Source organism: Mycobacterium sp. SMC-21 (assembly GCF_045310825.1).
In the GTDB taxonomy this organism is placed as follows: domain Bacteria; phylum Actinomycetota; class Actinomycetes; order Mycobacteriales; family Mycobacteriaceae; genus Mycobacterium.
Genome location: NZ_JBJIAO010000016.1, coordinates 59775 through 82320, shown reverse-complemented (window position 1 = coordinate 82320; position 22546 = coordinate 59775). Strand labels below are relative to the sequence as shown.

Here is a 22546-nt window from a genome sequence, read left to right as displayed (position 1 = left end):
AATTCACGCCGAACCGGCGCGAAATCGATGTAGGTAAGCGGGCCAGTCCCAGGTATTCAGGAATTCGTTTGCGGCGGAGTAGCCGTTGTCATATAGCCGCTTCCGGTCGGCCTGGGAAATGTCGAAATTCAGGTATCCGATGCCGGCGGCGTCGACCACTATCGTGCGCGCCGCGACGGATGGCTGCCGGAGATAAGTCTGGTCGTGACCGAGCAGTGCGGTGTTGATGAGGTTCTCCAGGAGATGCGGGGCTCCGGGCAGATCGATCACCGGTGCCAGACCCGGGCTCGGGTCGCCGTCACCCTGGGCCGGTCGCTGTGCCGTCACAGTGATGCCGAAGCTGGGCCAGCGCGGGACCTTGCCGTCGGTGCGATCCAGCGAGTACATGGGGAAGTTCGACAGCAGCCCGCCGTCGATCAGCGTCGAGGTCGTCCCCGCGGCGCTCGTGATCGTCACCGGCCGGAAGAAGAACGGGATGGCCATGGACGCGCTGACAGCGTCGGCGACGGACTGTTCGTCGGGGTCGAGGCCGTACATCCGGCGGTAGTCCCACGGTAGCCGGACCAGCGTGCCGCGGGTGATGTCGGCGACCGTGACGACCAGGCGGTAGCGCTGCTCCGGCGGCAGCTCGCGGTCGTCGAGCGCCAGATCGCCGAAGGTCCGCACGCCCAGATTGCGCAGCTCGCCGTCGACCCAGTCGTGAATGGCGTCGCCGCGGTACATCCCCTGGCCACGGAACGCCGTCCAGTACTTGCCGAGCACCGGGATTCGGCTGGTGCCAACGGGATCCAGGAATTTGCGATAGGGCAGAGACATCGCCAGTTCCCGGAGTTGGGCGCCGGTGAGTTGGCACCCGGCCGGCTGACGACGGTTCGCGGCGGCGATGACCGCGCCCACGAGGGAGCCGGCCGACGTCCCGGACACCCGGCCGACGCGGTAGCCCGCGTCGCCCAGAGCGACGACAGCGCCGACCAAGCCGATTGCCTTGACGCCGCCACCCGACAGCACCAGATCGGCGGTCTTGACCGGGACCGCAGGGGAGTCGTCGGGCCTGTGCTCCATCGATGACGATGCTAGGTGAACGCCCGCGGTTCGCCTTGGACGGCAACGGATTGTGACGGCGGAGCGGGCGCTCGTGGCGGTGTGGCGGGCGTTACTCGGCCACTCAGCCGATTCTTAGGCGCAGACTAAGCCGCCCTCAGTACCCGTCCCTAATGTTGCTGGCACAACGAGGGATTCACCGGAGAGGGGGTGGCGAATGGAGCATCGGTACTGTGACCGCATGTTGGCGGCACGCGCGTTTGTATTGGCAATGACCACGATTCTTCTCGTCCCCACCGCGGTGGCATCCGCAGACGACGATGCGCCCCCGCCCGGGCCACCGCCGGTCTCGTTCGCGATGACCTCCGGGGCACCGATTCGGGACGGCGCCACCTACGGCGTCGGCACGGTGATCGTCGCGCACTTCGCCGCTCCGGTCGATGAGGCCGCCGCCGCGCGGGATCTGGTGGTGACCGCGAACCCGCCGGTGACCGGGTCGTGGCACTGGGTGAACAACACCACCGCGCACTGGCGCCCGCCGCAGTACTGGGCGCCGGGCACCGTGGTGTCGGTGGCCGGGGGCCCGACGTTCAACATCGGCGCGTCCCACGTGTCGATCGCCGATGACAAGACCAAGAAGGTCACCGTCTACGACGGCGGCGCACTGGTGAAGACCATGCCGACCTCGATGGGGCGCGGCGGCACCGAAACCGTCAACGGCAAGACGCTGAGTTTCTGGACCCAGCCGGGGGTTTACACCGTGCTCGACAAGAGCAATCCGGTGGTCATGGATTCGTCGACGTACGGCCTGCCGATCAACAACCACCTCGGGTACAAGGAGACCATCCCGTACGCCGTGCGCGTCAGCACCGATGGTGTGTACCTGCATCAGCTCGACGCGACGGTGTGGGCCCAGGGCAACACCAACACCAGTCACGGTTGTCTGAACCTGAACCACGACAACGCGCAGTGGTTCTACAACTTCTCCGTACCCGGCGACGTGGTCGAGGTGCGGAACACCGGCGGCAAGCCTTTGGAGCTGTGGCAGAACGGCGACTGGAGTGTGCCGTGGGACCAGTGGTGATAACGATGCGATCAAAGTTGAATCTCGGTCGCGTCGATGTGACGCACGCCACAACGCATTAGGTACACTGGTCAGTGTCACGGCAAAAGGCCTAGTCACGACCGGTACTTAGCCGATAAAATTAGATAGCTGGAAATATCAGTTTGAGGTCAGGAGTGGTCGTGGGAGCAGTAGCGCATTTGCCGAACCAGTTCGAGTCGGCACAGCCGGCGGCGGACGCATCGTTGATGGAACTGCTGTCGACGTGTTCGGGCATCATCGAGTCGACCTTCGCCGACCGCATCCGCGAACTCGGTGGCACGGAAGCCGAAATCCACCAGCTGTCGGGTTCGGCGGCCTACGCGGTGTTCGCGTGGTCCACGGGCCGCGGCTTCGGCGCCTGATTCCGTAGCCCGGCAGCGCCGCGGTGCTGCCAGGGCCCGGCCGGCCCGCCATTCCAACCCCTACTCACGCTTGTGCCCGTCTCCGAGCGACAACCTCGTCGCGCGGAGGCGGGCATTTTGCGTGCCAGGGGTCCGTGGCGCTGCTCTCGTACCGGCCGGCCTCGCGAATGAGTGCGTGTGTTCAATCGTGACGGCGATCTGACGCCGCGATCGAACCCAGGGACCGCCGGCGGCCCGAGAAAGTCCCTGGCTTCAGTCGGGATGGCCGTCGGTGCCTCGTGACTGAAACGACGTATCTCGCAATTGGGGAGTTCTCTACAGAACAAAAACGCCGCGCTGAGAGGCGATCTCAGCGCGGCGCTTTTCGGTACGACGGGTCAGACGGTCGCGTCGACCTTCTCGGCGGGGGTCGGCCACGGCACCGGCTTCGGCCGCTGACGCACGATCTGCGGCCACCAGAACCACTTGCCCATGAGGGCGGCGATCGACGGCATCATGAACGACCGGACGACCAGGGTGTCGAACAGCAGGCCCAGGCCGATCGTGGTGCCCACCTGGCCGATGATGCGCAGCTCGCTGATGATCATCGACGACATGGTGAAGGCGAAGACCAGGCCGGCGTTGGTGACCACCGAGCCGGTGCTGCCCATCGCGCGGATGATGCCGGTGTTGAGGCCGGCCTGAATCTCTTCCTTGAAACGGGCGACCAGCAGCAGGTTGTAGTCCGCGCCGACGGCCAACAGGATGATCACCGACATCGGGATCACCATCCAGTGCAGCGGTAGCCCGATGAGGTACTGCCAGATGAGGATCGACATACCCAGCGACGCGCCGAGCGAGATCGCCACCGTCGCCACGATCACCGCCGCCGCCACCACCGCCCGGGTGATGAGCAGCATGATGACGAAAATCAGTGCGAGAGCGGAGATTCCGGCGATCATCAGGTCGTAGTCGGAACCCTCGGCCATGTCACGGAAGGTCGCCGCGCTACCGGCCAGGTAGATCTTCGAGCCCTCCAGGGGAGTGCCCTTGATCGCCTCCTTGGCGGCCAGCTTGATGGCATCGATGTGCGAGATGCCTTCGGGCGTAAGCGGATTGCCCTCGTGCTGCACGATGAACCGCACCGACTTGCCGTCCGGCGAGATGAAGTTCTTCATGCCGCGCTTGAAGTCGGCGCTGTCGAAGGCCTCCGGCGGCAGGTAGAACGAGTCGTCGTTCTTCGACTTGTCGAAGGCCTCACCCATGGCGCTGGAGTTCTTCTGGCCCTCGGCCTGCTGATCCAGCTGCCCCTTCTGGGTGGCGTACATCATCTGCATGTACTTCTTCATGTTCTTCATGGTCTCGATCTGCGGAGGCATGACCGTGACCATCTGCTTCGTCAGCGCGGACATCTTGTCCATGTCCGGAATGACGGACTGGAAGTCATCCGTCATGGTGTCGATGCCGTCGAGGGTGTCGAACACCGACCGCATGGACCAGCAGACCGGGATGTCGTAGCAGTGCGGTTCCCAGTAGAGGTAGTTGCGGATCGGCCGGAAGAAGTCGTCGAAATCGGAGATGTGGTTGCGCAGATCTTCGATGTCGTACAACATGCCGTGCATCTTGCCGACCATGCTGTCCATGACGGTCGACATCTGGACCGTGATGCCCTGCATCTTGGTCATGGTGTCGATGCTCACCTGGATGTCACCGATCTGCTTCTGCATATCGTTCATCATGTCCTGCTGGTACTTCTGGTTCATGACCTGCGTGGTGCTCTGCATGCCCAGCTGGAACGGGATGGTCGAGTGCTCGATCGGCGTGCCCTCGGGCCGTGTGATGGCCTGCACCTGAGCGATACCGGGAACGGCCACAATGGCTTTCGCGATCTTGTTGATCACGAGGAAGTCCGCCGGGTTGCGCAGGTCGTGGTCGGTCTGGACCAGCAGTAGGTCGGGATTCATGCGGGCCGGGGAGAAGTGCCGGGTGGCGGCCGCATAACCCTCGTTGGACGTGAGGTCCGCGGGCATGTACTGGCGGTCGTCGTAGCTCGTCTTGTAGCCGGGGATCGCCACCAGGCCGACCAGCGCCACCGCGATGGTGGCGACGAGGATCGGGCCCGGCCAGCGGGTGATCGCCGCACCGATCTTGCGCCAGCCCCGCACCCGCATCGCGCGCTTGGGTTCGAGCGTCTTGCCCCACTTGGTGACCACGGTGATGAGGGCCGGGCCGAGTGACAGCGCGGCGAACACCACGGTGACCATGCCGATGGCCAGGGGGATGCCCAGCGTCTGGAAGTACGGCAGTCGAGTGAAGTGCAGGCAGTACGTCGCGCCGGCGATCGTCAGACCCGAACCGAGAATGACGTGCGCGGTGCCGTGATACATGTCGTAGTAGGCGTCCTCTTTGGACATGCCCGCGGTGCGCGCTTCCTGATACCGGCCGATCAGGAAGATGGCGTAGTCGGTCGCCGCCGCGATGGCCAGCATCGGCAGCAGGTTGGTGGCGAACGTCGAGAGGCCGATGATCTTGTAGTAGCCGAGCACGGCCACCAGGCCGCGCGCCGCCCCCACCAGCACCATGACGATGAACAGCTCGATCAGCACCGTGATGATCGACCGGTACACCAGCAGCAGCATGATGATGATGACCGCGAACGAGACGGCCTCCATGATCTTCAGGCTGCGGTCACCGGCGACGTTCATGTCGGACGCCTGGGCGGCCGCACCGGTGACGTAGCTCTTGACGCCCGGCGGCGCGGGGACGCTCTTGAGGATCTTGTCGACGGTCTCGACGGACTCGTTGGCGAGCGATTCGCCCTGATTACCGCGCAGGTAGACCTGCACGTAGGCGGACTTGCCGTCGGCGCTCTGCGAGCCCGACGCGGTCAGCGGGTCGCTCCAGAAATCCTGGACGTGCTCGACGTGCGCGGTGTCGGCCTGGAGCTTGGCGACGATCTGGTCGTAGTACGCGTGGGCGGCGGCGTCCAGCGGCTGCTCGCCCTCGAGCACCACCATGGCCGAGCTGTCGGAGTCGAATTCCTTGAAGTCGGAACCGATCTGCTTCATGGCGATCATCGACGGCGCGTCGTGCGGCGACATGGAGACCGAGCGCATCTTGCCGACCTCGTCGAGCGGCGGGACGATCGTGCTCAGCACCACGACGATGCCGATCCAGGCCAGGATGACCGGGACGGCGAGCGTGCGGATGACCCGCGGGATCAGCGGCCGGTGCGGTGCCTGCCCGGCCTTGGGAAACGAGTCGGTCGGGGTATCGAGGCTGTGGTTGCTCATGCGGATTTCACCAGGCAGAAGGTCTGGGCGTGCACGCCCGTGGAGGTGCGGGTGTCTTTGAGTTCGTCGTCGACGTGGACGGTGCAGGTGATGGAGTCACCGTCGCCCTGGGCGACGATGTTCGGCGACGCTGCCGGTGCGGTGGTGGACAGGGTGAGCTTCCAGGGCAGGGGCGCGTGGTCGATGCGCTGGGGCTTGGCGTCCAGGTCGAGGTAGTTGATGTCGGCGTAGCTGCCGGTGCCGGTGATCTCGTAGGTGACGACCTTGGGTTTGAACGGTTTGGCATCGTCGGCGAAGTTGCGTGGGGTGACGATGACGGGGTTCTGGCCGAAGTAGGTGCGTACGCGCTGCACGGTGAAGCCGGCGACGAGGGCCACGGCGAGGATGAGCAACGGGATCCACGCCTTCTTGAGCGCATTGCCGATCACGCTGCGATCTCCTTGGTCACGCTGACCTCCCCGTCCTTGTTGCTCGACATGCCTTGGCGGACCGTGTGAGCTGGGGCGTTGCGCACCGCTTGTGCGGCACCTCCAGCTGTGTCACATTTCAATCTGCCGATCGGCAGACTCAGCGTATCCACCACGGTAAACTTAGACAAGTTAAGCGAATCAATTGATGCAGGTCGGTGCCCACATCGGGGTTTCCCGTGTGACGCAGGTGACGTCGCCGCAACAGCGGTGACCGCCGCTACACGACGACCGGTTCGGGTCGGCGTTGAACAGGGAGCGAGGATTGGCCAAATCGGTGGGGCCACGCGGATCGGCGCGGGCACGGGTGATCGAAGCCGCCCTGGCGTTGTTTGCGGACCACGGCGTGAACGGCACATCGTTGCAGATGATCGCCGATCACCTCGGGGTCAGCAAGGCTTCCGTGTACTACCAGTTCCACTCGAAGGACGACATCGTGCTTGCCGTGATCCGGCCGGTATTCGCCGAACTCGATCAACTGGCCACGGCGATCGAGGCCGCGGAGAGCGCGGCGGCACGGCAGGAAGCCGCGATCACGGGTTTCGTCGAGCTCGCGGTCCGGCACCGGCGCGTGACGGCCGTCTTCTATCGCGACCCGGCCATCGACACCCTGGTCAAAACCCACGAGGAGTGCAGCGCCATCAACCAGCGCCTGCGCAAGGTGCTGGGCATGGACAGCGCGGATACCGAGACCCGGGTGACCATGTCGCTGGTCACCTCGGGCGTCTACGGCAGTGCGATGGATCCCGACTTGCAGGACATCCCCGACGACGAACTCCACCGCATCTTGTTGCAGTCCGCGCGGCGGCTGCTTGCGGTGGAGGAGCGGGACGCTATTCGGCGATGAAGACCGGGATCAGCCGGTCGGTCTTGGTCTGGTACTCGGCGTAGGGCGGGTAGGCCTCGACGGCCCGGTCCCACCATTCCTGCCGTTCCTCACCCTCGAGCTCACGTGTCGTCAGCTCGTAGACCTTGTCGCCGTCCTGCGCGGTGATCTGCGGGTGGGCCTTGACGTTGTGGTACCACGACGGGTGCTCGGGGGCGCCGCCCTTGGATGCCACGAGGGCGTAGCGGCCGTTGTGCTCGACGCGCATCAACGGCACGAGACGCTTCTTGCCGGACTTGGCTCCGGTGGTGGTGAACAGGACCACCGGCCGATCGAGGATCTGCACACCATCGGTGGTGCCCTGCGCGAGAATCTGTTCGGTCTGCTTGCGCACCCAGTCGGTGGGGCTCAGTTCATGTTCGGTCACGTCGATTCCCAACGGATTGAGGAAGCCGGGTTATTCCGGTCACGACCGATTCTTCCCGGTCGGCGGGCATCGGGGGAGTCCTCGGCGGAAATCCCGTGGGCGCCCGCGAAAGTCGCCGCGTCCGGAGACCTGGGCCAGGACCTAGTTGACGAATCGCTGGGCGCGAGCGGGTGCCGACGAGGTGGCGCGCGCCTGCCGGTAGCCGACCAACCCTCCGGCGGCGGTGAGCGTGATGATGCCGGCGAACCCCGGGACGGCGACCGCCGCCACCTCACTGAGGCCGGCGGCCCGCAGGTAGTCCGGATAACCCGGCCGGAAGTCCTTCGACGCGACGAGGTGCGACTCGGCGGCGAAGACGCTCCGGGGCTGGACCGGCGGGACCGGCTTGTCGGTGGTGCCCGGAGCGCCCGGCGAGATGTCGCGTGGCAACGAATCAGTGCTTGCGGCAAAGGTTTTCGGCAGCTGGGACGAGCTCTGCGGGAAGGACCGGCTGTCCGGTGGCAACTGGATGGCGGGCATGCCCGGCGTGTATTGCAGGAACGGCAGGTTGGACGCGGCCGTCGCCAACTCGCGGACGGTGGTCTCGATGGGGTTGATCAGGGCGTCGGCGAAGACGGGTAGTGCCGCGAGACCCGGAATCGGGACCGCGTCGACGACCGTCGGGATGGTGGTCTTGACGAGGTCGAGTGCGGTCAACGGAACCTGGGCCGCGGCCAGCGGCAGCTGCGCCAGCGGGGGCTTGGACTCGGTCGCGGGGCCGGTGTCCTGGCTGTTCTTCGTCGGTTCCGGAGTCAGAGCCGCCGACGGCTGCGGTGCCCCGGTGTTTGCCGGCGCCGGCGCGGAGAACGTCGACGAGCCGCCGGGGGTGAGCAGCGGAGCGTTCTGACCGGGCTTGGGCTTGACGCCCGGCACGAGGCCCGTCAGCGGTGCACCGCCGATGACGCTGGTCGGGTGCTGGATGATGCGGGTGAACTGGCCGACCATGCCGCCCAAGGTGGTTTGCAGGTTCGGTGACGAGCTGCCGCCGGTCGTGGAGCCGGTGGTGGTCGACGATCCCGTGGTCGTGGAGCCGGTAGTGGTGCTGCCACCGGTCGTCGACGAGGTGTCCGAGCCGGTGGTGGTGCCGCCGGTGGTCGTGCCCGTCGTGGTGCCTGTGGTGCCCGTGGTGCCGCCGGTGGTCGAGCCGCCCGAGGTCCCTGTGCTGGAGCTGCCGCTGTCGGTGTCGGCCAATGCCACGACGGCTGCGGGGCCCAGCGCCAGCAAACCCGCTGTTACGAGGCTGGAGGCGGCGAGCAGCCGCGCGTGGGGCATCACGCGGAGATCACCTCCCCTTTTCTGACCAAAGTGCAGTATGTCACACGCGTCTGACCATTACCTATGAACAAAGTAAGGCCTACTCCGGCGTCAATTGATGCGGGGTTTTCTCGACGTCCGACGGCGGGTCGAGTTGGTGATGACAGGGCTCGAAACGGCCGATCTTCGGCCAGGTATTGACGCCACATTCAATTTGTGTCAAAAGGTGCAAATGGGGCGAATGTGACTACTGGTGTTATTGAGTTGAAGCTCCCGTAAGAAAAGGAGACAGAATTTCAGCCCGGTCTCAGAGATCAAGGTAGCGAAACGCATAGGGTTCGAACGGTTATCGGTCCGTGTTGTTTTTGTGACTTTTGTAGCCCACCGTTACCGAAGTGAAACCAGTGCCCAGTGTGGCGCCGAGCACTCAGGAACAGGGAGCGTGCTGATGACCGCAACTACTGAAGTGACGTACCGCAGACGACCGGTGGCCGCCCGCCCGGGCCGGCCGAAGACCGGAAGGACCCAGGTCGGCTCGGTGGATGTCATCGCGACGTCCGCCGCGGTGCTGCGACCTGTCGTGGTGGCCGGCGCCATCGTGGCCGCCGCCCTCATGTGGGGACCGCGCGCGCAGGCCGACGTCGTCCATGACGCGCTCAATGATGTCGGCATCGGCAACAACGGACCCGTCAGCAACGCGATCGCCGAGGTGGGTGCCTCGATCTGCCCGCTGCTGGTGCAGCCGGGTAGTCAGATGGCCAGCACGGCAACCCAGATGAGCGGCAACGGCGGCATCGCCCCGCCGCTGGCCGGGTTCGCCACGCAGGTCGCGATCCAGACTCAGTGCCCCGCATTCATGACGGCGCTCGCCAACGGCAACATCCCGGCCCTGATGAACGGCGGCCTGCCGGTGACGCCGCCGGGGCTGCCCTCTGTGCCGTCGGTCGGCCTGCCGAACCTGTCGGGCGCGACGGCTGCGGTTCCGGGCACGCTGGGCGCGGCGACGACCCCGGTGTCGAGCGTCGTGGGCGCGGCGACGGCCCCGCTGCCGGGCACCTTGGGGGCCGCGACGGCACCACTGCCGGGCACGCTGGGCGCTGTTACGGCACCCCTGCCGGGCACGCTGGGGGCCGCGACGGCTCCGGTCTCCGGTGCGCTCGGTGCGGCGACCGCCCCGGTGGCTTCGGCGCCGGGCCTCACCGCCCCGGCGGTAACGGTGCCCACACCGGGTCTGCTGGCTCCCGCGACGCAGGCGCCGCTGCAGCTGGCGTCCTCGCCGGTCGTTCCGGCGATACCCGGCTACTGATTCTGATCCCGCCTACGGGAACGCATTGAGGGCTGTGGCTTCGAAAAGCCACAGCCCTCAATGTTGTTGCGCTAGTTGTCAGCTGTCGTGGCTGCTGCTGCTGCTCGACGCGTGCGACGCGCTGCCGCCCTCGGGGGCGCGGTGCTTGCCGCCGGTCGAACCCGCGGGAACGGAGACCGAACCGCTCGCGCCCTCGGGAGCGCTGTGCTTGCCGCCCTTCGCGGACTTGTCGGTCTTCTTGGACTTGCCCGAGGTGGCCTTCGCGGACTTGTCGTCGGTCGACTTGTCGGCGCCCTTGGTCTCGGTGTCCTTGGCGCCCGAGTCCTTGGCATCGGTGGTCTTGGTCTCGGTGCCCTTGGTGTCGGTCGACTTGGTGTCGGCGCCCTTGGTCTCGGCCTTCTCGTCGGTCTTGCCGGCGGTCTTGCTGGTGTCCTTGGCGTCCGTCTGGCTGTCCGTGGGGGCGCCGGCGGTTTCCGTCGTCTTACCGGTGTCGGTGCCCGTGGGCGTCGTGCCCGGTGTGCCGGATTCGGGCGACGTCGCACCGGTGGCCTTCGGCGTCTCCGCCTCGGCGGCGGCGGGCTTGGCCGTCAGCGACAGCGTCTGGGTGGTCGGCAGCGTCGTGGTCGAGGCCAGCGTCTTCAGCGACGTGGTGGCGGCCAACGGCGTTGCGGCCAACGGGAATCCGGACAGGATGGCGCCCGGCAGCGCCTGCAGTCCGGCGATGAGGGCACCCGGCAAGGCGCTGATCCCCTTGATGATGGTGGCCGGCAGCGTGCTGAGGTTCTGCAACGCGGCGATCGCGGTGTTGATCGCGGTGGTGATGAGCACCGGGATCTTCGCGGTCGTGCCGTTGAAGAAGGTGGCGTTGATCGCGTTGATGCCCTTGATGATGGCGTTCGGCGCCGCGATCAGGGTGTTGACGATCGGCAGGAGCGTCTGGTTGTAGATCGCCTTGTTGATGGTGTTCAGGCCGGTGATGATCGCGTTCGGGCCCTGGATCAACTGCGCGACGAACGGCCCGACGGTCTGGTTGTAGATCGCGGCGTTGAGCGTGTTGATGGCCTTGATGAACTCATTCGGGCCGGCGATGAGGTTGTTCAGGAACGTCTGGTATGCCGTGAACGGCAGCGAGATCAGCTGGAGCAGATCGGCCGGGAAGGCGGTCAGGTAGTACTTCTCCGCGTAGGTGGACACGTGGGACACGGTGGCCACAGCGGAATGTGCCGCCTGCAGGGAGTGCGGCGCGGGCAACGGTGCCGCGGCTCCTACCGAGGCGACGACGCACACCGAGCACATTCCGGCAACGAGAGACGAAGGCAGTGCGTTGTGCCGAACAGCGATTTGCATGATGGACCCCGGATTCAGTGAGGCAGAGCGGAATTAGGCGGTCTGAAAGTAGCGGAAAGACGGAGGTGCCTCTAGCCGAGCAAAAACCCCCATCGGCCGCCTGACCAGGCAATACGTGCACTATTTCCCTGCCCGGGTAAATAAATCAAGCTGAAGTTTTCCAAGAATTCATCCAGGCCCGGCCGCTGTGACGGCCACATCATTTGCCGGCGGTGCGGTGTGGGCGCTCGCCGAACCGGTCACGGTGTGATGTGGTGGTGACGATGTCCGACTTCAGATTCCGTGCCGGGGGGCTGGCTGCCGCGACGCTGACGGGTGCGGTGTTGGCGCTGGCCGGAAGCCCGTTGGTGGTGGCCGAGCCCGCGACGGACGCCCAGGGGTTCCTCGACTCGACGGCGCGCTGCCCGACGGGCGATACCGCGGTCGCGTTCGGCAGTACCGCATCGTCACGGGTCGCCGTCTGCAGGAGCGCCGGCGGAGAGTACCAATATCGCGGCGTCCGGATCAGCGACGGCGCGAAGCTGATCGTCGCCGCGAGCGCGGACGGCCGCGGCGGCTACACCGCGACGAGCGATGGCATCACCTATACCGTCAGCGCGAAATCACTTGATATCAGCGCGGGTTCGCAGTCCATCCGGTCCGAGCCCATGACCTTTTTCCGCAGCGGCGGGCCCCTGCCCGGAGCCGCGGCCGCCACGCCTGCGCCGGCTGCGCCACCGGTGGGTGCGCCGCCCACACCGGTCACCGGAGCTCCCGCGCCCGTACCGACCACGCCGTTGCCGCCGCCGTTGCCGGCGGAGGTCGGCGGTTCCCGCGCGGGCGGGCACTGACAGCAGGCCTCAGGCCGTCCGGGTGTCCCCGGGCTTGGCGGGGTGAATACCGCAGCTGCACGCGCTGATCGATGGACAGGTGCACTGCATGCCCCATTCGACGACCGCGCGCGCGAGGTGCAGTTCGGCGATCTTGGCGTCGATCTCGGCAAGCTTGGTCTCCGCGAGCGCGCGGCTGGCCGGGCGCCCGGGCGCGTCGTCGGCGAACAGCAGCTGGATCTCATCGAGAGAGAACCCCGCCGTCTTGCACACCCGGATGACGTTGAGGCGATCGATGACGGTGTCGTCGTAGCGGCGCTGCCCCCCGGCGCGTGCCGGCGCCGGGATGAGGCCGATCTGTTCGTAGTAGCGCAGCGTCGTCGCGGCGACGTCGGTGCGCGCCGACACTTCGCCGATGGTGAACGTGGCCATGACACTCCTGGTTCGGCCTTGACTTGAAGCCAACTCTAAGTCGTTGACTGTCCGTATGGCTACCAACACACAGCGATCAGACATCAGTGAATTGGGCAGGACCCGCTACGCAATGCTCCGGAGCTATCGGCGCGACGGCGAGCCGGTCGATACGCCGATCTGGTTCGCCGTCGAGCAGGATTCGATCGTGTTCCGGACCAAGCGCGGTCCGAAAACCGCACGGCTGCGCGCACATCCGCAAGTCGAACTGACGGCGTGCGACTACCGCGGCCGAAAGCGCAGCGGCGCAACCGTATTCACCGGCACGGCGACGATCCTCGAGGATGGGGCCGCGGCCGAGGCCAACCGGGTGTTGCACCGGCGCTACGGGTGGCAGTGGAATCTGGTGCCGCTGATCAGGATTCCGGGAGTGACCCAGGTGCACGCCGGGCTGCCGTGGCGGGAAAAGTGGCAGAAGGCGCGGAACCGCGGTGTCTGGGACGACAGCGCGATCGTGCGCATCGACTTCAGCGCCTGACGTTCGATCCTGTGCCCAGACAGGAATCAAGACTGACAAAAAGCACGGTGCCGACACCAGATTGGTGTCGGCACCGTGTTGGAGGTCGAAGCGGTCAGAAGGCCGGCGTCGCCATCTGCGTCTTACGACGGTGGTGGAGCAGGGCACTCAGCCAGCGGAGATCGATCAACATGTTCAGTTCCTGTCTTACGCGGACTTCTTGGTGAGGAACGGCAGCAACCGGCGACGCTCGTACATGCTGTCCGAGAAGTGGTGCAGCGCTTCCGAGACGGAGGTTGCGGTCGGGAAGGCGGACTCTGCGCCGCAGGCCAGCAGTGCGGTCGAAACCGGCTGGGATGCGATGAGAGACCACTCGTTGCCTGCTGCGATGCAGCTGTCGTTGACCTTGTCGAGCAGTTCGACGCAGGACACTGCGAACGAGGTGACCCCGCTCAGGTCCAGGATGAACGGCTTCTCTGGGAGTACGCAGCGCCGTGCCTGCGCTGCAACCAGGTCCACATCGGTTTCGTCGATGACTCCGGTGACGGTGAGCACCGTCGCCAGTTGACGGCACTGGGCGCGCACCTCGGCGTCGCCGCAGGCGACCGCCGGATTGCCATAGCGGAAAGCGGCAGACGTTGTTGCGTCGCCGGTGGCCTTGCCTGTCACTACAGCCATGTGATGCCTCCCTTCGATGTTGCCGGACGCCCGACAGCTGTGTCGTTTCTCCGGCTCGAGATCGAAGTTATGTGGCCAAGTTAAGGTACCGGGGAGTAAGTCCTAAATCATCGCTAAGAAGTGTGATTGCTCCAGCTAGCAAACATGATCTCAGCGGGGTAACGGTCACGGACGGCGCATCTGATGGCCGTGGTACCCGACCCACGGCGAATAGTCGGCGATGAGAGGCTCCTGCGGCGGCCGCAATTCCTCCGGCACGTGCTGCAAATTGATCCTGATGCGGTACCAGATCGAGCTGGGGCCGCGCATGCCGTCGACCAGAACATCTATGGCTTCCAGCGCAGATGCCGCTTCCGGATGCTTCGCCCGCCATTCGTCGAGCGCGGCCATCGCCTCGTCGCGCGTCTTTGTCCGGGCCACCTCGATGAGCGGCATCTGCGACGCCCGGCGTCCGTCGGCCGACGCGCCACCCCCGGATTTCTCGGTTTTGGGCATCGGACCCAGTTCTTCGGCCAGCGCCAGCAACCCCTCCAGGCCGCCGGCAGCGTCGTCCATCCCGGCCCAGGGGTCACCGAATTGCGCGTACCGGCCGGGCACCGTCGCCACGGTGAACTCCTCGGGACGGCAGCCCGGAACCTCGTCCCAGAACAGCGGTGTCGAGACGCGGGCGTCGGGCCGCGACCGCACCGAGTAGGCCGACGCCACCGTCCGGTCCTTGGCGTTCTGGTTGAAGTCGACGAACACGCCCTGGCGTTCCTCTTTCCACCAGCGACTGGTCGCCAGGTCGGGCACCCGTCGCTCCACCTCACGGGCCACGGTCTGGGCCGCCAACCGCACCTGCTTGTACGGCCAGTTCCGCTCGATCCGGGCGTAGATGTGGAAGCCCCGCGAGCCGGACGTCTTGGGCCAGGCCGTCAGCCCGTAGTCGGTGAGCACGTCGCGGACGACAGCTGCGACGTCGAGGATCTGCGGCCACTCGACACCCGGCATCGGATCGAGATCGACGCGCAGCTCGTCGGGGTGTTCCAGGTCGTCGGCCCGGACCGGGTGGGGATTGAAGTCGATGCAGCCCAGGCCGACGGCCCACACCAGCCCGGCGGCCTCGTCGATGACGGCTTCCTTCGCGGAGGTGCCCGACGCGTATTTCAGCTCGGCGACGTCGATCCAGTCCGGCCGCTTCTCCGGTGCCCGCTTCTGAAAGATCGCTTCCTGGGCAATGCCTTTCACGAACCGCTTCAGGATCATGGGCCGCCGGGCCACGCCGCGCAGCGCGCCGTCGGCGACGGCGAGGTAGTAGTTGACCAGGTCGAGCTTGGTCACGCCCGGTTCGGGAAAGATCACCTTGCCGGGGTTGCTCACGACAACCTCGCGCCCACCCACCTCGAGGGACCGCGAGTCACCCATGAAGTCATCGTAATTGGCCCGAGAATTGGGGCTGGAGTTCTGGCCGCGTTACCCGCGGTGTCACCTATGGTTGGCTCATGGCGAAGCTGACCGACCTCCCGTCACAGGTGGCAAACAAGGTTCAGGAAACTTTGGAGAAGTCGGTCGGTAAATATGTCGACCGCGGCGCCGCCGAATTGCACTACGCCCGGAAGATGTTCGAAGCGGGTGCGCTCAAACTCGAATCGCCACAGCACATCGCGGCGATGCTGGCCGACATCGTCCGGTGGGGTGAGATCGGTATGGTCCCGGCGCTCAACGCGCGCCGCACCCCGCACCGCACCGCCGTCATCGACGACGACGGCGACATCACCTTCCAGGAGTTCGACGACGCCGTGAACGCGACGGCCAACGCGTTGCGCGCCAAGGGTGTTCAGGCCGGCGAAGGTGTGGCCATCCTGGCCCGCAACCATCGGTGGTTCCTGATCTCGGTGTACGGCGCGGCGCGGGTCGGCGCGCGAATCATCCTGATGAACACCGAATTCTCGGGTCCGCAGATCAAGGAGGTCTCCGAACGCGAGGGCGCGCAGCTCATCATCTACGACGACGAGTACGCCGACGCCGTCGCGCTGTCCGAGCCGCCGCTGGGCAAGCTGCGGGCCCTGGGACACAACCCCGACAAGGCGGAACCGTCGGGCAGCCTCGATGAATCCCTGGCCGACGTCATCGCCCGGACCAGCAGCCTCGCGCCGCCGAAGGTCGCGAAGCCCGCGTCCATCATCATCCTGACCAGCGGCACCACGGGAACGCCCAAGGGCGCCAACCGAAGTGCCCCGCCGTCGCTGGCCCCGGTGGGTGGCGTGCTGTCGTCGGTGCCGTTCAAATCGGGTGAGGTCACCAGCCTGCCCGCGCCGATGTTCCACGCGCTGGGCTACCTGCATTCGACCATCGCCATGCTGCTGGGCAGCACGTTGGTGTTGCGGCGCCGGTTCAAGCCGGCGACCGTACTCGCCGACATCGAGCGGCACCGGGTCACCGCCATGGTGGTGGTGCCGGTGATGCTGTCGCGCATCCTCGACGAACTGGACAAGACGTCACCGAAGCCGAATCTGTCGAGTCTGCGCATCGTGTTCGTGTCGGGGTCGCAGCTGGGATCCGAACTGGCGACGCGCGCGCTCAAAGATCTGGGCCCGGTGATCTACAACCTCTACGGGTCAACCGAGATCTCGTTCGCCACCATCGCGCGTCCGCAGGACCTGTCGATCAACCCGGCGACGGTCGGCCCGGTGGTCAAGGGCGTCCGCGTGAAGATCTTCGACGACAACGGCAAGGAAGTGCCGCAGGGCAGCGTCGGGCGCATCTTCGTCGGCACCACATTCCCGTTCGAGGGGTACACCGGCGGCGGTGGCAAGGAGATCATCGACGGGATGCTGTCGTCGGGCGACGTCGGCTACTTCGACGAGCGCGGACTCCTGTACGTCAGCGGCCGTGACGACGAGATGATCGTCTCCGGCGGCGAGAACGTGTTCCCCGCCGAGGTCGAGGACCTGATCAGCGGACACCCCGACGTGGTGGAGGCGACCGCGATCGGCGTCGACGACAAGGACTTCGGCGCGCGGCTGCGGGCCTTCGTCGTCAAGGTCGACGGGGCGACGGTCACCGAGGACGACATCAAGGCCTACGTGCGAGATCACCTGGCGCGCTACAAGGTTCCGCGCGAGGTCATCTTCCTCGACGAGTTGCCGCGTAACCCCACGGGCAAGATCCTCAAGCGCGCGCTGCGCGACATGGACGTCTAGTCGCCTAGTTGTTGACGTACCAGGACAGGCAACCGGGCTTGTCGTGGCACGCGATGATGGCGCCCGCGTCGGGAGCCGCGCCGCGCACCTTGGGGGTGTTGCGCGCCGGCAGGTTGCAGTTCACGACGTAGGGGTTCCACGGGACGACGCCGTCGACGCACGGTTCCCCGGTCGCATGCAGCGTTACGGTCGGGTTGCGCAGCGCCGTCGGCAGGATCGTGAACGCGATCGCGACGGCCCCGATGAACACCAGTCGCAGCGCGCGCGACGCTCGTGTCGCCAATACTCGTGTGGTCATGATCATCACCACCAAAAATGTTTCCGTCTACGTCAACGGTACACCTGGGTGGATGCCCGCAGACAGTAGGGAAAACCCCCATTTCTGCACTGAAATGGGGGTTTTCCGACCGTCGGCGAGTGCCGGCTACGGGTCGCGGGGCAGGCCCAGCAGCCGCTCGGCGATGATGTTCAGCTGCACCTCGGAGGTGCCGCCGTAGATGGTCGTCGCGCGGCCGGCCAGCAGGTATTCGTCCCACCGGCCGGAGGGCTGCTGCGGGTCACCGACGACGGCGTCGCTGCCGAATGACGCGACCCCGAATTCGGCGTAGCCCTGGCCGGTCTTCATGGACAGCAGCTTGGAGATCGCGGCGGCCGGCATCGGATCGCCACCGGCGAGGGTCAGCAGCGTCGAGCGCATGTTGAGCAGCTTGGCGGCGTGCCCCTCGGCGATCAGCTTGCCTGCTTCGTGGCGCTGCAGTTCGTCGAATTCGCCGTCCCGCAGGAACTCCACGAACTGGTCCAGGCTGGCCAGGAACGGCGGCTCGCTGCTGCCGATCGACACCCGCTCGTTGGTCAGGGTGTTGCGGCTGACCTCCCAGCCGCGGTTCACCTCGCCGAGCACCATGTCGTCGGGGACGAAGACGTCGTCGATGAACACGGTGTTGAACATCGCGTTGCCGGTGAGCTCACGCAGCGGCTTGACCTCGACCCCGGGGCTCTTCATGTCGAGCAGGAAGTACGTGATGCCTTGATGTTTCGGCGCATTGGGGTCGGTGCGGGCCAGCAGCGCACCCCACGCGGAGAACTGCGCGCCGGTGGTCCAGATCTTCTGGCCGGTGGTGCGCCAGCCGCCGTCGACCTTGACGGCCTTGGTGGTCAGGCTGGCGAGGTCGCTACCGGCGCCCGGCTCGGAGAACAGCTGGCACCAGATCATGTCGCCGCGGAACGTCGGCGGCAGAAAGTCCTGCTGCTGCTTGCTGGTGCCGAACGCCACGATCGACGGGATGATCCATGCCGCGATGCCCATCTGCGGGCGCCGCACCTTCCCGGTGCTGAACTCCTGGGCGATGATGATCTGCTCGATCGGCGTCGCGGCCCGGCCCCACGGCGTCGGCAGGTGCGGCTGCACCCAGCCGCCCTCGGCGATCGCGGCGTTGCGCTCCGGTCCGCTCGGAAGTGCCTTCAGCGCAGCCACTTCCGCACGAATCTCGGCGCGCAGCTTCTCGGTGTCCGGGTCCAGGTCGATGTCGATGGACCGCATGCCGGAGGTGGTGGCCAGGTCCACGACCTGCCGCGGGTACTCGGCGGCGCGGCCGAACCCGGCGACCAGCGCGATGGCGTGCCGGTAGTACACGTTGGTGTCGTGTTCCCACGTGAAGCCGATGCCGCCGTGCACCTGGATGCAGTCCTGCGCACAGTGCTGAGCGGCGACGGGTGCCAACGTGGCGGCCACCGCGGCGGCGAACAGGTAGTCGGAGTCTTGCACTTCCCCCGTCGCTCCGCTCGCCTCCGCGTCACCCGCCGCGTGCTCGTCGAGCGCGCGGGCGGCATCCCAGACGGCGCCCGTGGCGCGCTCGGTCTCGGCAATCATGTTGGCGCACTTGTGCTTGATGGCCTGGAACTGTCCGATGGGCCGGCCGAACTGCTCCCGGATCTTGGCGTACCCGGCGGCGGTGTCGGTGGCCCACCGGGCGACACCGACGCATTCGGCCGACAGCAGCGTCGTGATCAGGGCCCGTGCGTGCGGGTGCGTCAGGCCGGTGAGGACGCGGTCGGCGGCGACCGGGACGGCGTCGGCGCGCACATGGGCGACGGGGTGCAGCGGGTCGACGCTCTGGACCGGGTCGATTTGCAGACCCGCGGTATCGAGCACGACCCACCGGTCGTCGGCGGGCACCACCAGGAGGGAAGCTTGCGCGGCGGCGGGGACGGCGCGGATTTCACCGCTGACGACGAGTCCGTCGCCCTGGGCGGTGGCGGTCAGTCCCGAGGTCAAGGCGTACGCGGCGATGGTCTCGCCGGAGGCCAGACCGGGCAGCAGGGCCGATTTGGGGTCGTGTGCGGCGATCAGTGCGCTGGCGATGGCCGACGGGACGAACGGGCCGGGGACCGCGCCGTAGCCGAACTCGGCCAGGGTGATCGCGAGCTCGAGGATGCCGAAGCCCTGTCCGCCAACGGCTTCCGACAGGTGCAGGCCCTGCAGGCCCTGGTCGGCGGCGGCAGCCCAGTACGGCGGTGGGTTGCTGATCGGTGTCTCGAGGGCCTCGTGCAGCACCTCGGACGGCGCGACGCGCGCCACCAGGGACCGGACCGAATCGGCCAGATCGTTGTGCTCGGACGTGATCGCGATGGGCATCGTTGCCTCCTGTGACCGGCTGTGGGCTTGTGGCGCACCCAACCAAATAACTGGTCGGTTGACTCCGAGCGTAACCCACTTGACGGGTGTTTAGAGGTTCACTTCGTTAACCACGTTGGCGAGCGGCTGTCCGGCGGCGAGTCGCTCGCAGTTACCCACCGCTTCGGCCAGGTAGCGCCGCATGGTGTCGGCGGTGTACCAGGTGGTGTGCGGGCTGACGACGACGTTGTCGAGCGCCAGCAGCGGGTTGCCGGGATCGACGGGTTCAGTGGCGAAGACGTCGAGGCCGGCGGCCTGTAGCGGTCCGTTCTGTAGCGCGGACACCAGTGCGGGCTCGTCGATGACGGCGCCGCGTGACGTGTTGACCAGGACCGCACCCGGTTTCATCCGGGACAGCGCCTCGGCATCGAGCAGTCCCTCGGTGTGTTCGGTGAGCGGCAGGTGCAGCGAGACGACATCGCTGGTGGCCAGCAGGACAGGGAGCGCCCGCCAGCCGGGGTGGCCCTGTGCGCCACGGGTATTGGTGTGCACGACGGTCGCGCCCATGGCGGTGAGGATGGTCTCGACTCGTTTGGCGATGTTGCCGTACCCGATCAGGCCGACGGTGCAGCTGCCGAGATCCCGCACCGTCTCGCCGAGCGTCGGGTCGGTGGGCCAGCCGGCGCCGGCGCGCGTGGCGCGGTCGAGTTCCGGTAGCCGGCGCAGGGCGGCCAGCATCAGCATGACGGTGCCCTCGGCGACCGACGGCGCGTTGGCGCCGGGCATGTTGGCCACGGCAATGCCGAGGCGCGTCGCGGCATCGACATCGATGGTGTTGACGCCCGCGCCCATCTTGTGGACCAGCTTGAGGCGCCGGCCCCGTTCCAGATCGTCGGCGCTGACCGGCCGCAGGACATGCCACAGCACATCGGCCTCCGGCAGTTCCCGGTAGAACGTCGCGTCGTCGTCCGCGGCGCAGAACCGCACATCGACCAGATCGCCGAGCGGGGCCAGGAATTCGGTAACGCGCGGGCCGGGCGTGAAGTGCGCCAGTACCCGGATGGCCGGATTCACCGCCACCGCTTGGCGATCCATTTGGCGATGAGATCGGCCTGTTCGCTGCGGGCGCCCGGGGTCGTGAAGTAGTGGTCGGAGTCGATGGCGTGCAGCGTCTTGTCCGTGGACGCCAGGGCGTCGAAGATGCGTTGCGCGTCAGAGGGATACACGCCGGAATCCTGCTCGGCGTTGATCACCAGCGCGGGGTTGTCGATGAGGGCCAGGTGCGGTTCGGCCCGGGTCTGCGCGTGACGCAGGCTCCACATCGTCAGCCAGCTGCGCAGCGTGCAGGCGGCGGCGATGCCGTTGGCCGAGCGGTTGGCCTGGACGGGGGTGCCCGCATAGCACTGATTGGCCGGGCGTTTGGTGGGTTCGAGCGTGGGGTCGATCATGCGCAGGTCGGCCCAGGTCCGCATGACCGTGAAGGGGCGGTCGCGGAAGCCCGCGGCGCGGACACGCGCGTACTCGGCTTCCACCCAGTCGGTGATCGCGTGGTTTCGGGCGACCTGCGCGTCGCGGTAGCGCTGAACGAATTCCGGGGAGAAGGGCGGGCCGTTGTGCTCGGCGAACGGGTCGAGATCGGGATCGGTTGCCAGCGCGTCGGTTTCGTCGGTCACCGAACCGTCCATCCAATTGGTGAGCACGTCCGGTCGGCCCGGGTGTGCCGCGCTGGAGATGTAGCCGTCGGCCGGCGGCAGGTCGTAGACGCCCGCGGCCGGGCGCATCCCGTCCAGTGGGGTGATGTGCGGTGACAGCGCCTGGGCCTGATAGGCGGCCATGAGCGATCCGCCGCCTGAATTGCCAAGCAGAACAACGGTTTCCACGCCGGCCACCTCGCGTAGCCAGCGCACCCCGACCCCGATGTCCACGAGCGCGTGATCGAGCAGGAAGCTGGATTCGTAGCCGCGGAATCGGGTGTTCCAGCCGAGGAACCCGATACCGCGGGTTGCCATGTAGTCGGCGAGGTAGTGCTCGGCGAAGTCGATCTGGTAGTGCGTGGCGATCATCGCCACCTTGGGCTTGCGGCCCATGCCCCGGTAGTAGATGCCCTGGCACGGGTGGCCACCGGACCCGGCGCGCAGCGCGGTGGGCGAGTCCATTCCGATGAATTCTCGGGTGACTCCCGCGGCGGACGAACTTCCGGGTCTGTTCATGTACGCGGATTCCCCTCGTGGTAGATGGTCCGGTAGAAGATGTTGGCCAGGGTGGTGACGCAGGCGTCGTCGTCTGCGGTGGTGGCGCCGTCGCCTGACAATTGGGTATAGCAGAACTGGTTCAGCATCGATACCAATGCCACGGCAACGAGCCGTGGATTGTCGTCCGGGCAGAAGCCTTGCTGCTGAGCGTGTTTGACCATCGACACGATCAGGGAGATCGGTAGCTCGCAGATTTCGGACCAATACTGCGCGAAATCCTCGTTGATCATTGCCAGCTGGGAAATGGCGATGACCTCGGCAAGCCGGTGCCGGTAGGTCTCCCAGTGCGCGGCGGCGGCCTGGTGGGAGCGTTCCCAGTTGGTCAGTTCGGCGCTGATGGCCGGCAGGGCCCGCTCGCGGGCTTCGTCGCGGAAGCGCTGTGCCCATTCATGGACCATCGCCTCCTTGGAGTCGTAGTAGTTGTAGAACGACGCGGTGGAGCGGCCGGCCTCGGCCGCGATGTCCGAAATGGTGGTCGCCAGAATGCCTTTGCGGGCAATGACGGCGCGCGCGGCGCTGTCGATCGCCGCCTGCGTCTGGCGGCCCCGCACGGTGGGGAGCTGCTCGCGGGGCGCGACGGTCACGGTGGCGTCCTTCCGAAGAGTCATTGATCAAACCTGAACCTGATGTTAGATTC

At 66.6% G+C, this 22546-nt stretch carries 20 protein-coding genes and 1 pseudogene; 7 read left to right on the top strand and 14 right to left on the bottom strand.

The genetic code is table 11. The features are described from left to right. Window positions 1-3: 3 nt before the first annotated feature. Window positions 4-1062 (bottom strand): patatin-like phospholipase family protein, encoded by a 1059-nt coding sequence (locus ACJH6H_RS17100; protein WP_212808013.1) that lies wholly within the window; start codon window positions 1060-1062, stop codon window positions 4-6. Between the two features lie 340 nt (window positions 1063-1402). Between ACJH6H_RS17100 and ACJH6H_RS17095 the strand changes: the two are divergent. After that, window positions 1403-2125: pseudogene (locus tag ACJH6H_RS17095) on the top strand (L,D-transpeptidase); the annotation flags it as partial. 161 nt (window positions 2126-2286) lie between these two features. Further along, a complete protein-coding gene (locus tag ACJH6H_RS17090) occupies window positions 2287-2508 on the top strand; it encodes a hypothetical protein (RefSeq protein WP_346415499.1) in 222 nt (73 codons plus the stop codon). A 377-nt stretch (window positions 2509-2885) separates the two neighbouring features. Here the strand turns inward: ACJH6H_RS17090 and ACJH6H_RS17085 are convergent, their stop codons facing one another. Beyond that, window positions 2886-5780, bottom strand: a complete 2895-nt coding sequence (locus tag ACJH6H_RS17085) for an RND family transporter (RefSeq protein WP_133425867.1) — start codon at window positions 5778-5780, stop codon at window positions 2886-2888. After that, window positions 5777-6208 (bottom strand): MmpS family transport accessory protein, encoded by a 432-nt coding sequence (locus ACJH6H_RS17080; RefSeq protein ID WP_133425868.1) that lies wholly within the window; start codon window positions 6206-6208, stop codon window positions 5777-5779. Before ACJH6H_RS17080 ends, ACJH6H_RS17085 begins: the two co-directional genes overlap by 4 nt. A 304-nt stretch (window positions 6209-6512) precedes the next feature. Here ACJH6H_RS17080 and ACJH6H_RS17075 point away from each other — a divergent pair, with 304 nt between their 5' ends. Further along, complete coding sequence (locus tag ACJH6H_RS17075; RefSeq protein ID WP_166427985.1) at window positions 6513-7094, top strand: TetR/AcrR family transcriptional regulator; 582 nt, start codon at window positions 6513-6515, stop codon at window positions 7092-7094. Here the strand turns inward: ACJH6H_RS17075 and ACJH6H_RS17070 are convergent. Together ACJH6H_RS17070 and ACJH6H_RS17065 are read right to left on the bottom strand one after the other, a co-directional pair. Beyond that, complete coding sequence (locus ACJH6H_RS17070; RefSeq protein ID WP_133425869.1) at window positions 7081-7500, bottom strand: nitroreductase family deazaflavin-dependent oxidoreductase; 420 nt, start codon at window positions 7498-7500, stop codon at window positions 7081-7083. The genes ACJH6H_RS17075 and ACJH6H_RS17070 overlap by 14 nt on opposite strands. Window positions 7501-7641: 141 nt before the next feature. Then, on the bottom strand, window positions 7642-8814 hold the full coding sequence (locus tag ACJH6H_RS17065) for a hypothetical protein (RefSeq protein WP_212808014.1): 1173 nt from the start codon (window positions 8812-8814) through the stop codon (window positions 7642-7644). Between the two features lie 427 nt (window positions 8815-9241). On the opposite strand from ACJH6H_RS17065, the gene ACJH6H_RS17060 reads away from it, so the two are divergent. Continuing rightward, a complete protein-coding gene (locus ACJH6H_RS17060) occupies window positions 9242-10099 on the top strand; it encodes a DUF732 domain-containing protein (RefSeq protein ID WP_212808015.1) in 858 nt (285 codons plus the stop codon). 78 nt (window positions 10100-10177) lie between these two features. On the opposite strand, the gene ACJH6H_RS17055 is transcribed toward ACJH6H_RS17060, so the two are convergent. Next, entirely contained in the window at window positions 10178-11293 is a 1116-nt protein-coding gene (locus ACJH6H_RS17055; protein ID WP_212808016.1) for a hypothetical protein, read from the bottom strand. 416 nt (window positions 11294-11709) lie between these two features. On the opposite strand from ACJH6H_RS17055, the gene ACJH6H_RS17050 reads away from it, so the two are divergent. Next, window positions 11710-12276: a hypothetical protein gene (locus tag ACJH6H_RS17050; protein ID WP_244872705.1), complete on the top strand. Its 567-nt coding sequence runs from the start codon at window positions 11710-11712 to the stop codon at window positions 12274-12276. 9 nt (window positions 12277-12285) lie between these two features. Here the strand turns inward: ACJH6H_RS17050 and ACJH6H_RS17045 are convergent, their stop codons facing one another. Then, complete coding sequence (locus ACJH6H_RS17045; protein WP_133425877.1) at window positions 12286-12687, bottom strand: MerR family transcriptional regulator; 402 nt, start codon at window positions 12685-12687, stop codon at window positions 12286-12288. 55 nt (window positions 12688-12742) lie between these two features. On the opposite strand from ACJH6H_RS17045, the gene ACJH6H_RS17040 reads away from it, so the two are divergent. Further along, window positions 12743-13204 carry a PPOX class F420-dependent oxidoreductase gene (locus ACJH6H_RS17040; protein WP_212808018.1) on the top strand — a complete coding sequence of 154 codons (462 nt, stop codon included), beginning with the start codon at window positions 12743-12745 and terminating at the stop codon, window positions 13202-13204. 186 nt (window positions 13205-13390) lie between these two features. On the opposite strand, the gene ACJH6H_RS17035 is transcribed toward ACJH6H_RS17040, so the two are convergent. Further along, complete coding sequence (locus ACJH6H_RS17035) at window positions 13391-13861, bottom strand: STAS domain-containing protein (protein ID WP_073694664.1); 471 nt, start codon at window positions 13859-13861, stop codon at window positions 13391-13393. A gap of 165 nt (window positions 13862-14026) precedes the next feature. Further along, window positions 14027-15265, bottom strand: coding sequence for a non-homologous end-joining DNA ligase (gene ligD, locus ACJH6H_RS17030; RefSeq protein WP_212808019.1), 1239 nt, complete (start codon window positions 15263-15265; stop codon window positions 14027-14029). 77 nt (window positions 15266-15342) lie between these two features. Here ligD and fadD2 point away from each other — a divergent pair, with 77 nt between their 5' ends. Continuing rightward, entirely contained in the window at window positions 15343-17043 is a 1701-nt protein-coding gene (gene fadD2, locus ACJH6H_RS17025) for a long-chain-fatty-acid--CoA ligase FadD2 (RefSeq protein WP_318984738.1), read from the top strand. A gap of 4 nt (window positions 17044-17047) precedes the next feature. Here fadD2 and ACJH6H_RS17020 read toward each other — a convergent pair whose 3' ends face one another. The 5 genes from ACJH6H_RS17020 to ACJH6H_RS17000 all read right to left on the bottom strand — a co-directional run bounded on the left by ACJH6H_RS17020 (window position 17048) and on the right by ACJH6H_RS17000 (window position 22493). Further along, complete coding sequence (locus tag ACJH6H_RS17020) at window positions 17048-17341, bottom strand: hypothetical protein (protein ID WP_318984737.1); 294 nt, start codon at window positions 17339-17341, stop codon at window positions 17048-17050. 126 nt (window positions 17342-17467) lie between these two features. Further along, window positions 17468-19678, bottom strand: a complete 2211-nt coding sequence (locus tag ACJH6H_RS17015) for an acyl-CoA dehydrogenase (RefSeq protein ID WP_406775408.1) — start codon at window positions 19676-19678, stop codon at window positions 17468-17470. Between the two features lie 90 nt (window positions 19679-19768). Further along, complete coding sequence (locus tag ACJH6H_RS17010; protein ID WP_406775407.1) at window positions 19769-20752, bottom strand: 2-hydroxyacid dehydrogenase; 984 nt, start codon at window positions 20750-20752, stop codon at window positions 19769-19771. Next, window positions 20728-21867 carry an alpha/beta hydrolase gene (locus ACJH6H_RS17005; protein ID WP_212808024.1) on the bottom strand — a complete coding sequence of 380 codons (1140 nt, stop codon included), beginning with the start codon at window positions 21865-21867 and terminating at the stop codon, window positions 20728-20730. The genes ACJH6H_RS17010 and ACJH6H_RS17005 overlap by 25 nt, the downstream gene beginning before the upstream one ends. Further along, the gene (locus ACJH6H_RS17000; protein ID WP_212814446.1) at window positions 21864-22493 is read right to left on the bottom strand and encodes a TetR/AcrR family transcriptional regulator; all 630 of its coding nucleotides are present in this window, start codon (window positions 22491-22493) and stop codon (window positions 21864-21866) included. The genes ACJH6H_RS17005 and ACJH6H_RS17000 overlap by 4 nt, the downstream gene beginning before the upstream one ends. Between the last annotated feature and the right edge of the window lie 53 nt (window positions 22494-22546).

Excerpts from the sequence above, each read along its gene's own strand:
- ACJH6H_RS17100 (WP_212808013.1), bottom strand. The coding sequence starts at position 1,062 with ATGGAGCACAGGCCCGACGACTCCCCTGCGGTCCCGGTCAAGACCGCC.
- ACJH6H_RS17085 (WP_133425867.1), bottom strand. The coding sequence starts at position 5,780 with ATGAGCAACCACAGCCTCGATACCCCGACCGACTCGTTTCCCAAGGCC.
- ACJH6H_RS17060 (WP_212808015.1), top strand. The coding sequence starts at position 9,242 with ATGACCGCAACTACTGAAGTGACGTACCGCAGACGACCGGTGGCCGCC.
- ACJH6H_RS17050 (WP_244872705.1), top strand. The coding sequence starts at position 11,710 with ATGTCCGACTTCAGATTCCGTGCCGGGGGGCTGGCTGCCGCGACGCTG.
- ACJH6H_RS17045 (WP_133425877.1), bottom strand. The coding sequence starts at position 12,687 with ATGGCCACGTTCACCATCGGCGAAGTGTCGGCGCGCACCGACGTCGCC.
- ACJH6H_RS17040 (WP_212808018.1), top strand. The coding sequence starts at position 12,743 with ATGGCTACCAACACACAGCGATCAGACATCAGTGAATTGGGCAGGACC.
- ACJH6H_RS17035 (WP_073694664.1), bottom strand. The coding sequence starts at position 13,861 with ATGGCTGTAGTGACAGGCAAGGCCACCGGCGACGCAACAACGTCTGCC.
- ligD (WP_212808019.1), bottom strand. The coding sequence starts at position 15,265 with ATGGGTGACTCGCGGTCCCTCGAGGTGGGTGGGCGCGAGGTTGTCGTG.
- fadD2 (WP_318984738.1), top strand. The coding sequence starts at position 15,343 with ATGGCGAAGCTGACCGACCTCCCGTCACAGGTGGCAAACAAGGTTCAG.
- ACJH6H_RS17020 (WP_318984737.1), bottom strand. The coding sequence starts at position 17,341 with ATGACCACACGAGTATTGGCGACACGAGCGTCGCGCGCGCTGCGACTG.
- ACJH6H_RS17015 (WP_406775408.1), bottom strand. The coding sequence starts at position 19,678 with ATGCCCATCGCGATCACGTCCGAGCACAACGATCTGGCCGATTCGGTC.
- ACJH6H_RS17010 (WP_406775407.1), bottom strand. The coding sequence starts at position 20,752 with ATGGATCGCCAAGCGGTGGCGGTGAATCCGGCCATCCGGGTACTGGCG.
- ACJH6H_RS17005 (WP_212808024.1), bottom strand. The coding sequence starts at position 21,867 with ATGAACAGACCCGGAAGTTCGTCCGCCGCGGGAGTCACCCGAGAATTC.